Here is a 14,056-nt window from a genome sequence, read left to right on the forward strand (position 1 = left end):
GGCAGCAGAGCTGCCGGATTATCTCTTATCGTCCTCAGCTGCGCTGCGCTGCCACGCGTGATTTCAGCGTTGCGCCCGCCTGCGTATGGCCCGGCTGCGGCACGCGGATAATAAAGGTCAGCACGCCGGCCACCACATACAGCCCGGTATAGGCCCAGACCACGCCGACGATATCGAAAAACGGCAGCAGAATAGAGGCAATCGCCGGCGCAACAAAGTTACTGAGCCCGGCCGACAGATTATAAACCGAGACAGCAGCGCCTTTGTGATGTGGCTCCAGCGTGGGAAATACCGCCGTCATCGGCACAAAGGCGGCGACAAAGATCCCCAGCATCACTGCCGGAATCAGCGCCACCCAGAAGTTATGCCCGGCATACAGCGGCAGGTAATAGAACGCCAGACTGGCGATCGCCATACCGAGACAGCCAAACCAGCGCACCTGACGTATCCAGCCAATTCTCTCCCCGGTCAGTCCCCAGAAGATGTTGGTAAAGATGGTGACAAAAAAGAACACCGCCCAGATTTGCAGCCATTCTGAAATAGTAAAGCCGAGGCGATCCACAAACAGCAGCGGCATAATGATGGCGAAGCCAAACAGCGACAGCGTATTGATAATACGGATCAGACACGCATAAAAGACATGCTGATTGGTAAACAGGATAGTGACCGCACGCGACATTTCCGTCAGTTTGTCACGCAGCGGCAGATGAACACGGGAACGGTCCACCGGAACTTTGTGCAGGCTGAAACAGGCCAGCACGCCGCCGGCGGCGACCCAGCCAATTGCCAGCCATAAAGTACCGGTCTCGCCCAGCAGCGGAATGGTCAGGCTGGGCAGATAGCTGCCCACCACGCCAATACCGACGGAATACATCGCCCAGAACCAGCCCGTGGCCGCAGCCAGTTTGTCGCGCGGCAGCACCTGCACCAGCATCATCATAAAAGAGTAGATAAACAGCGGATACGCCAGGCCGCGGATGCCGTAAAACAGCAGCATCAGCGGATAGTTGCGCAGCCCCAGACCCAGCGACATGAACAACGCATGCATGATAATCCACAGCACAAAGCCAATCAGCATTGCGCGCTGCGGGGTGATCAGCTCTGCTACCACGCCTGAGGCCCAGGCAGCCAGCGCGGCGGCCAGGCCATAAAAGGTAAACACCAGCGCCGATTGCCCCGGCGTAAAGCCCATATCGGTAATGTGCCGTGACAGAAAGGCCATTTCAAAGCCGTCGCCCGCCATGAAAAGGGCAATGGCGATAAAGCCGGCGAGCAGCTTTTTTGGTAAGCCAAACCAGTATTCGTTTGATTGCATCACACTCTTCCTTCCGTTCGCTGATCGGTCAGGCAGGCAGTAAGCGGCGCGCCTGCTGCTGTTGTACATACAGTTCACGAAACGTCCGCAGCCGCTGCTGCAGTACCGCATTTCGCGACGCATCCGGCTGATAACGCGCCTGAACCGGCGGTTTCCGACATACCGCATCTTCGGTTCCGCCGTCGCAAAGCCAGGCAAGGCGGGCCGCGCCCAGCGCACCGGCAGCCGTGGCAGGATGCGTCACCACCGGCCGTTGCAGCACGTCGGCAATCAGCTGCGCCCATAGCGTGCTGCGCGCACCGCCGCCGGTCAGGCTGAAGCCGGTGATGTGCTGCCGCGCCTCTCCCAGCACCGCCAGCCCGTCCGCCAGCCCAAAGGTGACGCCCTCAATCACCGCATAGCCGAGCAGCGCCCGTGACGTTTCATGACGCAAATGGAAAAACGCGCCGGCGGCACAGGGATCGTTATGCGGCGTGCGCTCGCCGGAGAGATACGGCAGAAACAGTGGCGCATGGCGACACTGTTCTTCACTGAGTTGTGCCATCTCTGCCATCAGCTGGTTTTCACTCACCGACAGCAGCTGACACAGCCAGCGCAGGCAGCTGGCGGCGCTGAGCATGACGCTCATCTGATGCCAGCGTCCGGGCAGTGCGTGACAGAAAGCGTGAACGCCGGCCTGCGGGTCGGCCTGCAGCCGGTCATTGACCACGAAGATCACGCCGGAGGTGCCCAGGGAGATCAATGCATCACCGGGATTGACCGCGCCGGTCCCCACAGCCGAGGCGGCATTGTCGCCGCCGCCACCCGCCACCTGTACCGTGCTGGCTAAGCCCCAGGCGCGGGCCACCGCTTCACTCAGCGTGCCGCTGACCGCACTGCCTTCAACCAGGGCGGGCATCTGCGCCCGCGTCAGGCCGGAGATAGCCAGCAGCGCATCAGACCAGTCACGCTGTGCGACATCCAGCCACAGCGTCCCGGCGGCGTCCGAGGGATCGCTGACAAAACGGCCGGTAAGACGCCAGCGCAGGTAATCTTTGGGCAGCAGTACCCTGGCGATGCGGCGAAACAGCGCCGGCTCGTGCTCTGCTACCCAACGCAGTTTGGGAGCGGTAAAGCCCGGCATGATCCTGTTGCCGCTGATCTGCATCATCTCCGGATGCTGCGTCTGCAGCGCAGTGCACTGGCTGGCGCTGCGCGTGTCATTCCACAGAATGCACGGGCGCAGCACAGCGCCTTGCGCATCCAGCAGCACCGCGCCGTGCATCTGACCGGAGAGACCCACAGCGCGGATCGCCGCCCATGCCGCCGGCGCCTGCTGCCGTAAGCGCGTGACCACCTGATTACACGCCTGCCACCAGCTTTCCGGATCCTGTTCGGCCCAGTGCGGATGCGGGCGCTGTACGCTGAGCGCAGCGTGCTGCGTGGCGACAATTTCGCCCTGCGCATCAAGGATCAGCGCTTTCAGTTCAGAGGTGCCGAGATCTATTCCGAGATACATCGCGCGCCCCCTAAGCCGTTGCCGGCGTCTGTGCCACCTGCGCCAGTTCGCGCTGCAGGGCGTTGACGGTGCGTGTCATCAGAGCATGGAACGCCGGATCATCAGCCAGCTCCGCGAACAGCGCCCGGTCGCGCAGAAAGGCGCTGAGGGCATCGGGGCGGGCAAACTGCTGACGCAGCGCCGCGGCCTGCAACATGCCATCCTGATAGCTGTACGGCAGGCTCCCGCTGGCCCAGCGCTGCAGAAAGAGGAAAAACAGCGCCGGCAGTCTGGCCGTCGCCACCGGTTCCACGCCGCGCTGATAGCCTGCACGCAGCGTAGGCGTCACCATGGCGGGAATTTTTGACAGGCCGTCAGCCGCCACGCGCTGGTTAGTGTCTTTGATATAAGGATTACTGAAACGCGCCAGAACGACGTCGCGATAGTCAGCCAGATCGAGCGGGCTCGGCGACAGTGATGGTATGACATCCTGCGTGATGTACTCCTCTGCCAGCTGGCGGATGGCGGGCTGCCGCAGACTGTCGTCGATATACTGATGCCCTGTCAGCGTGCCGGCCCAGGCTATGGCGGCGTGCGTGGCGTTGAGAATGCGGATTTTTGCCTCTTCCCACGGCAGCACCGAATCCACCAGCTGCACGCCGACGTTTTCCAGCGCTGGCCGCCCGGCGATGAAATTGTCCTCAACAACCCACTGAATAAAGGATTCTGCCATCACCGGCACCCTGTCATCCCTGCCGGTGGCGGCTTTGACGCGCTGCGCCACCTCCGGCGTCGGTCGCGGAGTAATGCGGTCGACCATGGTGTCTGGCGCGGTCGTGTTTGCGGTTACCCAGGCCGCCAGCGCACTGTCGCCTTTTGCCGCCAGGAACGTCAGAAAGCCGCGGCGGAAACGTTCACCGTTGTGTCGCAGATTATCGCAATTCAGCAGCGTTACCGGCGCACCACCGCTGGTCATCCGCTGCTGCAGAATGCGCGCCAGCGCGCCGTAGATCGTGCGGGTGTCACCGTGCAGATCGGCCTGGATATCTGCCTGCGTGCAATCCAGTTCATATTCCGGCGTCAGGTAATATCCGGCTTCGGTCACGGTAAAGCTGATGACGCGGGTATGCGCCTGCGCGCCCTGCGCAACCAGCGCGCTGAGTTCACTGTCCCACGGCAGAATGTGGCGCAGCGAAGTAATGGCCTCGTAGTGGCGCTCACCTGCCGGCGTGACGGTCTCCAGCACGTATTCACCCTGCTGTGCCTCCAGCTGGCTGAGCAGCGTGGCCGCATCCTGGCGGATATTGCCCAGCGCGATATGCCAGCTGTCGTCGCCCTGCTGACGCAGTTTGTGCAGATACCATGCCTGATGGGCACGGTGGAAAGAGCCTGCGCCGATATGCATCCACACCGATTGGGTTGTCATGGTCACCTCAAATTAAACATTTGCCAATTTAAAGGGCTTTTGCCCGGTGAGGCCTAGCATAGTCGGCGTCAGCTGCGGACTTCTGCGAACCGCATCACAATTAATACATTTGCTCTTTTTAAGGGCTTTTGCCCAATTACCGCTCCGGCGTGAATCCGCGATAAACTGCTGTCACAGTGGTTAACGGAAGCGCGGGATGAGCAGAGAAGAGAAAAAACAGGAGCTGGCGGCGCGGGCGGCATGGATGTATTACGTGGCCGGCGTCACGCAGCAGGAGATTGCGCGCGCGCTGGGATTATCGCGTCAGGTGGCTCAGCGGCTGGTATCCAGCGCGCGGGAAATGGGCATGGTCAGCGTCAAAATCGACCATCCGGTAACGCACTGCCTGCAACTGGCGCATGACATCCAGCACCGCTTTGGACTGGAATTATGCCGCGTGGTGCCCTCTGCACAGCTGGATGACGACGCGATTCAGCAGATGCTGGCGGTGGAAGGCGCGGCCGTGATGACGCAGTTCATCAGCGAAGAGCAACCGCAGGTGTTCGGCATCGGTTCCGGAAAAACGCTGCGTGCCATTATTGATTCGCTGCCGTGGATTGAGCGTCCACAGCATCAGTGCGTATCCATGATCGGCGCGATTGCACGCGACGATTCCGGCACCCGCTACGATGTGCCGCTGAAAATGGCGGAAAAAATGCAGGGAAAATATTTCTTCATTCCTGCGCCGCTCTACGCCGATACGCCGGAAGATAAGGCGATGTGGGTGCAACATCAGGTATACCAGCGCGTCACACAGCGCGCGCTGCAGGCGGACGTCGCATTTGTTGGCATTGGCGAAGTGCAACCAGGTTGTCCGCTGAATGCAGAGGGCTTCATCACCGATGCGCAGGTGGAGGCGCTGAACGCCCGTGGCGTGGTGGGCGAGATGCTCGGGCACTTCTTTAACCAGCAGGGTGAGCGGGTCTGGGGGGAAACCGATGCGCTGCTGACCAGCGTACTGCTGGAAAGCCAGACACAGCGCCGCATCGTTGCTTTTGCCGGCAGCGCACGCAAATATGCGGCAATCCGCGCAGCGCTGCTCGGCGGCTGGATTTCCGGCCTGGTCACGGATGAGGAGACAGCGCTGAAGCTGCTGCGGGAGTCATCGCGCCTGTGAGACGGCTGGCGGTGCCATCCGGCGCGCCGCCAGGGTTCAGAGACCTATTTCAGCGATCCTTTCAGGAACTGCTGCAGGCGCGGACTTTGCGGGTTGCCGAATAGCGCATCCGGTGTGCCCTGCTCTTCAATCTTGCCCTGATGCAGGAAAATCATATGGTTTGAAACGTGACGGGCAAATTCCATTTCATGGGTAACCACCACCATGGTTTTGCCCTCTTCCGCCAGTTTCTGCATGATGCGCAGCACTTCGCCCACCAGTTCGGGATCGAGCGCGGAGGTCGGTTCATCAAACAGCAGCACCTCCGGCTCCATCGCCAGCGCACGGGCAATGGAGACACGCTGCTGCTGGCCGCCTGAAAGGTGCACCGGATATTTGGCGCGCGCACGGGCGTCAATCCCCACTTTGTCCAGATATTTGATGGCCCGCTCGCGCGCTTCGGCTTTGCTCAGCCCCAGCACCTGAACTGGCGCTTCGGTGACGTTATCCAGCACGGTCATGTGCGACCACAGGTTAAAGTGCTGGAACACCATGGTCAGGCGGGTGCGCAGCGAGCGCAGCTGCTCCTTATTCGCCACTTTCAGCTGGCCGTCGGTGTCGCGCACCAGGGTGATCTGCTCGTTGTTTACCGCGATGGTGCCTTCGCTCGGTTTTTCGAGGAAGTTAATGCAGCGCAGGAAGGTGCTTTTGCCCGACCCTGACGAACCGATAATGCTGATCACATCACCGGCATTGGCCTGCAGGGAGACGCCTTTTAACACTTCATGTTCACCGTAACGCTTGTGCAGTTCGGTCACGCTTAATTTATTTTCAGCCATAGTCATACTCAGTGTGACGAAGAGGATTTCACGTGCGCCAGGAAGCGGCGTTCTGCCAGGCGGAACAGGCTGATCAGCACGTAAGAGATAATCAGGTAAAGCACCGCTGCGATGCCAAACGCGGTAAACGGCTGGTAGGTCGCCGAGTTGATATCGCGCGCCACCTTCAGCAGATCCGGCACGGTGGCGGTAAACGCCAGCGCGGTAGAGTGCAGCATCAGGATCACTTCATTGCTGTAAGCAGGCAAGGCAGTGCGCAGTGCCGAGGGCAAAATGATGCAGCGGTAGAGTTTAAACGGCGAGAAACCATAGGCGCGCGCCGCTTCGATTTCGCCATGCGGCACGGCACGAATCGCCCCGGCAAAAATTTCCGTGGTGTAAGCGCAGGTGTTAAGCGTAAACGCCAGCAGCGTACAGTTCAGGCCGCTGCGGAAAAAGGCGTTCAGTAGTTCCGATCCCTTCACCACTTCCAGCGTATACATGCCGGAGTAGAACACCAGCAGCTGCACATAGAGCGGCGTGCCGCGAAACACATAGGTAAACAGCCACACCGGGGTGGAGATAAAACGATTGGGCGAGACGCGCGCAATGGCCAGCACCACCGCCAGGCAGCCGCCGATCACCACCGACAGAATCAGCAGCCAGAGCGTAATCGCCACGCCGGTAAAACGGTAACCGTCGGTCCAGAGCAGCTGCTGCCAGTATTCGTGAATAATTTCGATCATAGTTCTGCCCTTTTCACCCCAACCGTGTAGCGGCGTTCAAGCCACCACAGCACGCCGTTTGACAGCGTGGTAAACACCAGATAAATCACTCCGGCGACAATGGCGAAATAGAACGGCTGCCAGGTGCTTTTCCCCGCCAGCTGGGTGGCTTTAACCACATCTTCCAGACCCAGCAGCGAAACCAGTGCCGTGGCCTTCAGGATCACCTGCCAGTTATTCCCGATCCCCGGCAGCGCGAAGCGCATCATGGCGGGAAACAGAATGCGGCGGAAGGTTTGCGCGCCGGTGAAGCCAAACGCCGTCGCCGCTTCGATCTGCCCTTTCGGCACCGCGAGAAACGCGCCGCGGAAGGTTTCGGTGAAATAGGCACCGTAGATAAAACCGAGGGTGATGATACCGGCCACCATCGGGTCAATATCAAACTGGGCCATTCCCAGCGCGTCGGTGACGGCATTAAGGGCGATCTGCAGGCCGTAGAAGATCAGCAGCATCAGGACCAGGTCCGGCACGCCACGAATCAGCGTGGTATAGCCTTCAAAAATCATCGCCAGCAGGCGATGGCGGGAGAGTTTGGCGCCGGCCCCAATCAGGCCGAGTATCACCGCCAGTAACACCGAGCTGAGCGCCAGCTCAAGGGTCACCAGCGTGCCCTTGAGAATTACTTCAGAATAGCCATACAGCATGGAGTCAATCCTGTCGTGAGGGAAACAATAACAAACGCTGCCCGGCAGCAAGCGGACAGTCCTGAACGGGGATGTGAAGCACGGAAGAATGGCGGCAAGCGTATGAACTCCGGGGTTTACCTGAGTAAGCACCCGGAGTGAATCGTTATGGCCCTGAATCCTGTTACTCAGCAGTCCCGCTCAGGCAACAGGACACTTAATCGCCGTACACGTTGAAATCAAAGTACTTCTTCGCAATCTTGTCGTAGGTGCCGTCTTTGCGCATCGCCTCAAAGGCTTTGTCGATGGCGGCTTTCAGATCGGCGTCGTCTTTACGCAGCCCCATCCCGGTGCCGACACCAAAGATTTTGTCATCTTTTACTGCCGGGCCGGCAAAAGCGTAGTTCTTGCCCACCGGCTGTTTCAGGAAGCCTTCACTCGCCTGCACCTCATCCTGGAAAGCGGCGTCAATGCGGCCCGCGTTCAGATCCTGGTAAACCAGATCCTGGTTGGCATAAGGCGTGACGTTAACGCCTTTTGGCCGCCAGTACTGATTGGCATAGGTTTCCTGGGTGGTGCCCTGCAGCAGACCGATGTTTTTGCCTTTCAGCGACTCAATGGTCGGTTGCAGCTTCGAGCCTTTAGGTGCCACTAAGCGGGCATTGGCCGCATAGAGTTTGTCAGAGAACGCGATCTCTTCCTGACGCTTCTCGGTAATTGACAGTGAGGAGATGATGGCATCGATCTTTTTCGCCTTCAGCGACGGGATCAGCGCATCGAAATCACTTTCCACATAAGTACATTTGGTCTGAATACGCTTACAGATCTCATTCGCCAGATCGATATCAAAACCGACTAACTGGCCCTGAGCGTTCTTGGACTCAAACGGCGGGTAGGTTGGATCGGTCCCGATGCGCAGCGTCTGCGGTACCGCTGCGAACACGCTCGCAGCACTGGACATCGCCAGCATCAGAGAAAGAGCCAGAACTCGCTTTTTCATAGGTAACCCTCAAGTGAAGTGCTTATTGTTATGTGGTGCGTGATGTGTATTTGCGCTGAATGCTGTGCAGGTTTCATGCCAGTTGTGAGAATCGGCGAAACTGTGTGCAGGCGCACTAATTACCGCGCCGGTTGCGGGCGCAAGCACTTAGTTTGTGAGGGAAATATAACAGCGGCGCAGCGAAGAAAAAGTGAGTTTGTTAACTTTTGGTGCACAAGATGCACGAACAGTGATCGGCCCCGCGCTTTTGCACGCAAACAGTGCACAGCGGCGCATTATGGAGTAGCGCGTGGCCCGCAGCGGATAACATGCTGCTGCGCAGCGGCCAGCGACAAGCACCGCACCCTGACCGCTTACCCGCCGCCGCCAGCCTGGCGGCGCGACTGCACCGTTATGCGCCATGCCAGCGGGTAAACAGATCCTGCGGCAGCGTAAGGTCAAACTGATCGATCACGCGATTGACCGTCTGATCAACCAGATCCTCGATGCGCTGTGGACGATGGTAGAACGCCGGCACCGGCGGCATGATCATCGCGCCCAATTCCGCTGCGGTGGTCATCATCCGCAGATGGCCGACGTGCAGCGGCGTTTCACGCACGCACAGCACCAGCCGGCGCTGCTCTTTCAGCACCACGTCAGCGGCGCGCGTCAGCAGACTGTCACTGTAGCTGTGGACAATGCCGGACAGGGTTTTCATCGAACAGGGCAGAATTACCATGCCCAGCGTTTTAAACGAGCCGGAAGAGATACTGGCCCCGATATCGCGCACGTCATGCACCACATCTGCCAGCGCCTGCACATCACGCACGCTGTAGTCGGTTTCCAGCGCCAGCGTCTGCCGCGCCGCGGGACTCATCACCAGATGGGTTTCTACCTCCGCCAGCGGTTGCAGCACCTGCAGCATGCGTACCCCGTAAATTGCGCCGCTGGCGCCGGAAATACCAATGATGAGTCGTTTCATAATTCAGTCCTGCCATTCAGAGTGCGGCAATGATAGCCGTTAGCAGCGCAGAAATACAAAAACAAACAGGGCGGGATTGCGCCCGCCCTGCTCTGTGCTGCCAGGTATGTCGGCTTAGCCTTCGTTGTGCAGCTCCAGCCCTTCCACTTCAGTCTGACGCTGGATCGCTTTGGCATCGTCGTTGCGCAGCGACTGCAGATACTCCAGGTACTGCTGGTCGACATCTTTGGTGACGTAAACGCCGTTGAACACCGAGCACTCAAACTGGGCGATATCCGGGTTCTCTTCACGCACGGCTTCAATCAGGTCATTCAGATCCTGGAAAATCAGCGCATCCGCTTTGATCAGCTGGCGAATCTCTTCCACTTCCCGGCCGTGCGCAATCAGTTCTGTCGCGCTCGGCATATCAATGCCGTACACGTTCGGGAAACGAATTTCCGGCGCAGCAGACGCCAGGTACACGCGCTTTGCACCCGCTTCACGCGCCATTTCGATGATCTGCTCGGATGTGGTGCCGCGCACGATGGAGTCATCAACCAGCAGGACGTTTTTATCGCGGAACTCAGCTCGGTTCGCATTCAGCTTGCGGCGAACGGCACTGCGGCGCAGATGCTGGCCCGGCATGATAAAGGTACGGCCCACGTAGCGGTTTTTCACAAAGCCCTGACGGTAAGGCTTATTGAGAATGCGCGCAATTTCCAGAGCGGTATCGGTGGAGGTTTCCGGAATCGGGATCACCACGTCGATATCCAGATCTTCCCATTCGCGGGCGATTTTCTCACCCAGCTTGGTGCCCATGCGCACGCGCGCGCTATAGACGGAGATTTTATCGAGGAACGAGTCCGGACGGGCAAAATAGACATACTCGAACAGGCACGGATTGCTTTTCGGGTTCTCCGCGCACTGCCGGGTGAAAAGCTGGCCCTGCTCGGTGATGTAGACCGCTTCACCTGGCGCGACATCCCGGATAAATTCAAAGCCCAGCGTATCCAGCGCCACGCTTTCAGAAGCCACCATATACTCGACGCGGCCATCGGGAATTTCACGTTTGCCCAGCACCAGCGGACGGATACCGTTGGGATCGCGGAACGCCACCATACCGTGACCGATGATCATCGCCACAACGGCGTAAGCGCCGCGTACCTGCTGATGCACCGCCGCCACGGCGGCAAAAATGTTGTCGGCTTCCAGCGGATAGTGCTGAAAACGATCCAGCTCCTGCGCAAAGATATTGAGCAGAATTTCCGAATCTGAGGTGGTGTTAACATGACGGCGGCCCACTTCGAACAGCTGCTTGCGCAGTTCATGCGCGTTGGTCAGGTTGCCGTTATGCGCCAGCGTGATGCCGTAAGGCGAGTTCACATAGAAAGGCTGCGCTTCAGAGGCGCTGGAGCTGCCTGCTGTCGGATAGCGCACGTGACCAATGCCAATATTCCCCTGCAAACGCTGCATGTGGCGCGCTTCAAACACGTCGCTGACCAGGCCATTGGCCTTGCGCAGACGGAAGCAGTTCAGCGCATCGATGGTACAAATGCCGGCGGCATCCTGCCCGCGGTGCTGCAGCACCGTTAACGCGTCATAGATCGACTGGTTTACTGGCATAAAACCGGTGATACCAACAATACCGCACATGTTGTCATTTCCTCATTAGCCGCACTCCCGATGGTGTCACCGGGGTAAAAAACTCGACGTGCTTTTCAGGTAATCGAAAAACCACCTGATGATGTAACTGAACTGGGGAATGAGTTGAGACTGTTGCCAGTCCGGGCTTTTGGAAAAGCCGGTGAATGTATCAAGGAAGAAAAGAATGGCGGATACAATCAGCACGCCACGCAACGCCCCGAAACAGACCCCCAACACCCTGTCGGTTCCCGACAAGCCGGTTTTTTCAACCAGCGAGCCGATCACATAGTTCACGATGGCCCCCACTATCAGGGTGGCAATGAATAACACCGCAATCGCGATGCCGTTGCGAACCAGTTCGTCGTCAAAACCTGTAAACCAGACTGCAAGGTAGGCGTAATAATGACTGGCGACAAAAAACGCGCATCCCCAGGTAACAAGAGATAAGGCTTCCCGGACAAACCCGCGAATCAGGCTGACCAGAGCCGAAAAACCAACTACCGCAATAATGACGTAATCAATCCAGATCATGAACGCTTCCAGTACAGTGCATTTGCACCCCTGCATCCAGTTCGGGGCGCATTCTAACAGAAAAAGAAAACGTTTGCGTAGGGTTTTCCCGTTCTGCATCCATAAAAAGGGCGATGAAAAAAATTTTCCTCGCCCGGTGCGTAACTCGTTATATAACTAACTGATTTTAAGTGATTTAAACTTTACGCTTCGCTAAAAACCTGAGGCTAAGCCGCGCCTGTTACTGCCATCGGCGCGGCTTATCAGCACCTCAGCGCGTGCTGTACGGCTTAATCACGCCGCCCAGCCCGGAGAGGCTCTGCAGCTCACTCAGTGAACCCTGCAGTTTGGCTTTCGACGCATCCGGCCCTACGTAGATGCGGGTAATCTGCCCCTGCACCGGCGTGGCGGGTACGGTATAGGCGCGATAGCCAGAGAGCCGCAGCTTCGCGACGATCTCACTCACTTTCGCCGCGTTTTTCAGCGCGCCCAGCTGCACCACAAAGGCCTGTCCGGCCGGTTCGCTCTGTTTCGCTGTCTCGGCCGGTTTGGCCGTTTCAGCCGGTTTGCTCTGCTCAACCGGCTTGCTCTGTTCAGCCACTTTTGGCTGTTCAGCCGGCTTCGCCTTCGGCGGCTCAGTCTGCTTCGGTCTGGTCTGCTCTGGCGTTTTCGGCTTCGTCGCTTCTGTCGCTTTCGGCTTCGTCTGCTCTGCCGCTTTTGGCTGCGCTTTCGGCTGAAGCGGCTGATGCACCGGCGGTGGCGTGACCACGCTCGGCGCGCTGTTTTGTACCGGCTGGGCATTGCCGCTGGCAGCGCTGCTTTGCGCCGGGGTCGTGGCCGACGACTGCTGCGCACTGCCCGCGCCTTCCGGCGGCTGCGACGGCAGCGGCTGCGTGACCGGCGGCACCATTTCACTGTCCTGCTGATCGTCCGGTTTGGGCACCAGCGGGATCGCCGCGAACTCTTCTTTATAGTGCTTCTTCTTGCCGTCCAGCAGTCCCGGCAACACGATGACGCCAATCGCCACCAGAATCACGGTACCGACCAGGCGGTTCTGAAACTTACTTGCCACTGCCGTTCTCCGCTGCCATCGATTCCATAACCTGTGCCACGGTGTGGAACGAGCCACACACCAGAATCACATCCTGCGCCTGTGCCTGCTGACGAGCAGCCTGCCAGGCCGCGTCCACACTCGCATACGCGCTGGCAGCATCAAGGTGCGCCATCAGCGCCTGCGCCGACGCGCCGCGCGGGCCGTCCAGCGGCGCGCAGTACCAGCGATCCACCTGCGGTGCCAGCGCCGCCAGCGTACCGGCGATATCTTTGTCATGCAGCATACCCACCACCGCATGCACCGTGCCGTGCGCAGGCAGCTCTGCCAGACGCGAAGCCAGATAGTGGGCGGCGTGCGGATTGTGCGCCACATCCAGGATCACCCGCGGGGCTTCGCTCACCGTCTGGAAACGCCCCGGCAGCAGCGCCTGCGGCAGCGCGGTGCGGATCACCGCCTCGCTGACCGCCAGTCCGGAAGCGCGCAGCGCCGCCAGCGCGGTGGCCGCATTCGGCAGCGGCACCTGCGGCAGCGGCAGGTCACGCAGCGTGCCGTGCGCATCCTGCAGCGTCCAGCGGTCACCCTGCTGCTGCCACTGCCAGTCGCGATTGATCTGCAGCAGCTGCGCCCCTTTCTCCGCCGCCACCTCAGCAATGGTGTGCGGCATCGCGGGCTCGCCGACCACCGCCGGTTTGCCGCGGCGGAACACGCCGGCTTTTTCCCGGCCAATGCTTTCGCGATCCGGGCCCAGCCAGTCGGTATGATCGAGTGCAATGCTGGTAATGACCGCCACGTCAGCATCGACGATATTGGTGGCGTCCAGCCGCCCGCCCAGCCCGACCTCCAGAATCACCACATCAAGCTGCGCGTCGCGGAACAGATTCAGCGCCGACAGGGTGCCAAACTCAAAATAGGTCAGGGAAATGTCGCCCCGTCCGGCTTCAATGGCGGCAAAGCTGGCGCTGTGCAGCGCCTCATCCAGCTCTTCGCCCTGCACGCGCACGCGCTCGGTGTAACGCACCAGATGCGGTGAGCTGTAAACGCCCACGCGGTAGCCCGCCGCCATCAGCAGCGTTTCCAGCGTGCGGCAGGTGGTGCCTTTGCCGTTGGTGCCGGCGACGGTGAAGACAAACGGAGCGGGTTTAAGCAGGTCAAGACGTGCGGCAACGCGTTGAATGCGGTCCAGGCCCAGTTCGATGGCCTGCGAGTGCAGATGTTCAAGATAATGAAGCCACGTGGCCAAAGGCGACGTGGCTTGAGGAAGGTGAAGAGTGTCCATTTGCCCGTTAGCTCTTTACGGTGAAGTGCATGAATAAAAAGGCGCATCACGAT

Annotated in this window: 13 protein-coding genes; 1 reads left to right on the forward strand and 12 read right to left on the reverse strand. The window is 59.4% G+C overall.

The genetic code is table 11. The annotated features are described in order from the left end of the window. Nucleotides 1-34: 34 nt before the first annotated feature. From D8B20_RS11780 to dalD, 3 genes are read right to left on the reverse strand one after another with little or no spacing between them, the layout of a single operon-like run. Nucleotides 35-1,315 (reverse strand): MFS transporter, encoded by a 1,281-nt coding sequence (locus D8B20_RS11780; protein ID WP_145889052.1) that lies wholly within the window; start codon nt 1,313-1,315, stop codon nt 35-37. Between the two features lie 28 nt (nt 1,316-1,343). Next, complete coding sequence (gene xylB, locus D8B20_RS11785; RefSeq protein WP_145889053.1) at nt 1,344-2,813, reverse strand: xylulokinase; 1,470 nt, start codon at nt 2,811-2,813, stop codon at nt 1,344-1,346. Nucleotides 2,814-2,823: 10 nt separating this feature from the next. Then, the gene (gene dalD, locus D8B20_RS11790; protein WP_145889054.1) at nt 2,824-4,218 is read right to left on the reverse strand and encodes a D-arabinitol 4-dehydrogenase; all 1,395 of its coding nucleotides are present in this window, start codon (nt 4,216-4,218) and stop codon (nt 2,824-2,826) included. A 196-nt stretch (nt 4,219-4,414) separates the two neighbouring features. Here dalD and D8B20_RS11795 point away from each other — a divergent pair, with 196 nt between their 5' ends. Further along, complete coding sequence (locus D8B20_RS11795; protein WP_145889055.1) at nt 4,415-5,374, forward strand: sugar-binding transcriptional regulator; 960 nt, start codon at nt 4,415-4,417, stop codon at nt 5,372-5,374. Between the two features lie 44 nt (nt 5,375-5,418). Here D8B20_RS11795 and hisP read toward each other — a convergent pair whose 3' ends face one another. The 9 genes from hisP to folC all read right to left on the reverse strand — a co-directional run bounded on the left by hisP (nt 5,419) and on the right by folC (nt 14,003). Next, nucleotides 5,419-6,192 (reverse strand): histidine ABC transporter ATP-binding protein HisP, encoded by a 774-nt coding sequence (gene hisP, locus D8B20_RS11800; RefSeq protein WP_145889056.1) that lies wholly within the window; start codon nt 6,190-6,192, stop codon nt 5,419-5,421. 8 nt (nt 6,193-6,200) lie between these two features. Beyond that, the gene (locus D8B20_RS11805) at nt 6,201-6,917 is read right to left on the reverse strand and encodes an ABC transporter permease (protein ID WP_145889057.1); all 717 of its coding nucleotides are present in this window, start codon (nt 6,915-6,917) and stop codon (nt 6,201-6,203) included. Beyond that, a complete protein-coding gene (locus D8B20_RS11810) occupies nt 6,914-7,600 on the reverse strand; it encodes a histidine ABC transporter permease HisQ (RefSeq protein WP_145889058.1) in 687 nt (228 codons plus the stop codon). The genes D8B20_RS11805 and D8B20_RS11810 overlap by 4 nt, the downstream gene beginning before the upstream one ends. Before the next feature lie 196 nt (nt 7,601-7,796). Next, nucleotides 7,797-8,579 carry a lysine/arginine/ornithine ABC transporter substrate-binding protein ArgT gene (gene argT, locus D8B20_RS11815; RefSeq protein WP_145889059.1) on the reverse strand — a complete coding sequence of 261 codons (783 nt, stop codon included), beginning with the start codon at nt 8,577-8,579 and terminating at the stop codon, nt 7,797-7,799. A gap of 391 nt (nt 8,580-8,970) precedes the next feature. Further along, a complete protein-coding gene (locus tag D8B20_RS11820) occupies nt 8,971-9,540 on the reverse strand; it encodes a UbiX family flavin prenyltransferase (RefSeq protein ID WP_145889060.1) in 570 nt (189 codons plus the stop codon). 114 nt (nt 9,541-9,654) lie between these two features. Continuing rightward, the gene (purF, locus tag D8B20_RS11825; protein ID WP_145889061.1) at nt 9,655-11,172 is read right to left on the reverse strand and encodes an amidophosphoribosyltransferase; all 1,518 of its coding nucleotides are present in this window, start codon (nt 11,170-11,172) and stop codon (nt 9,655-9,657) included. Nucleotides 11,173-11,208: 36 nt separating this feature from the next. Next, nucleotides 11,209-11,694: a colicin V production protein gene (gene cvpA, locus D8B20_RS11830; protein ID WP_010617496.1), complete on the reverse strand. Its 486-nt coding sequence runs from the start codon at nt 11,692-11,694 to the stop codon at nt 11,209-11,211. A gap of 250 nt (nt 11,695-11,944) precedes the next feature. Further along, on the reverse strand, nt 11,945-12,745 hold the full coding sequence (gene dedD / locus D8B20_RS11835; protein ID WP_145889062.1) for a cell division protein DedD: 801 nt from the start codon (nt 12,743-12,745) through the stop codon (nt 11,945-11,947). Then, nucleotides 12,735-14,003, reverse strand: a complete 1,269-nt coding sequence (folC, locus tag D8B20_RS11840; RefSeq protein WP_145889063.1) for a bifunctional tetrahydrofolate synthase/dihydrofolate synthase — start codon at nt 14,001-14,003, stop codon at nt 12,735-12,737. The genes dedD and folC overlap by 11 nt, the downstream gene beginning before the upstream one ends. Between the last annotated feature and the right edge of the window lie 53 nt (nt 14,004-14,056).

The sequence above is a fragment of the Candidatus Pantoea soli genome (assembly GCF_007833795.1).
GTDB lineage: Bacteria > Pseudomonadota > Gammaproteobacteria > Enterobacterales > Enterobacteriaceae > Pantoea > Pantoea soli.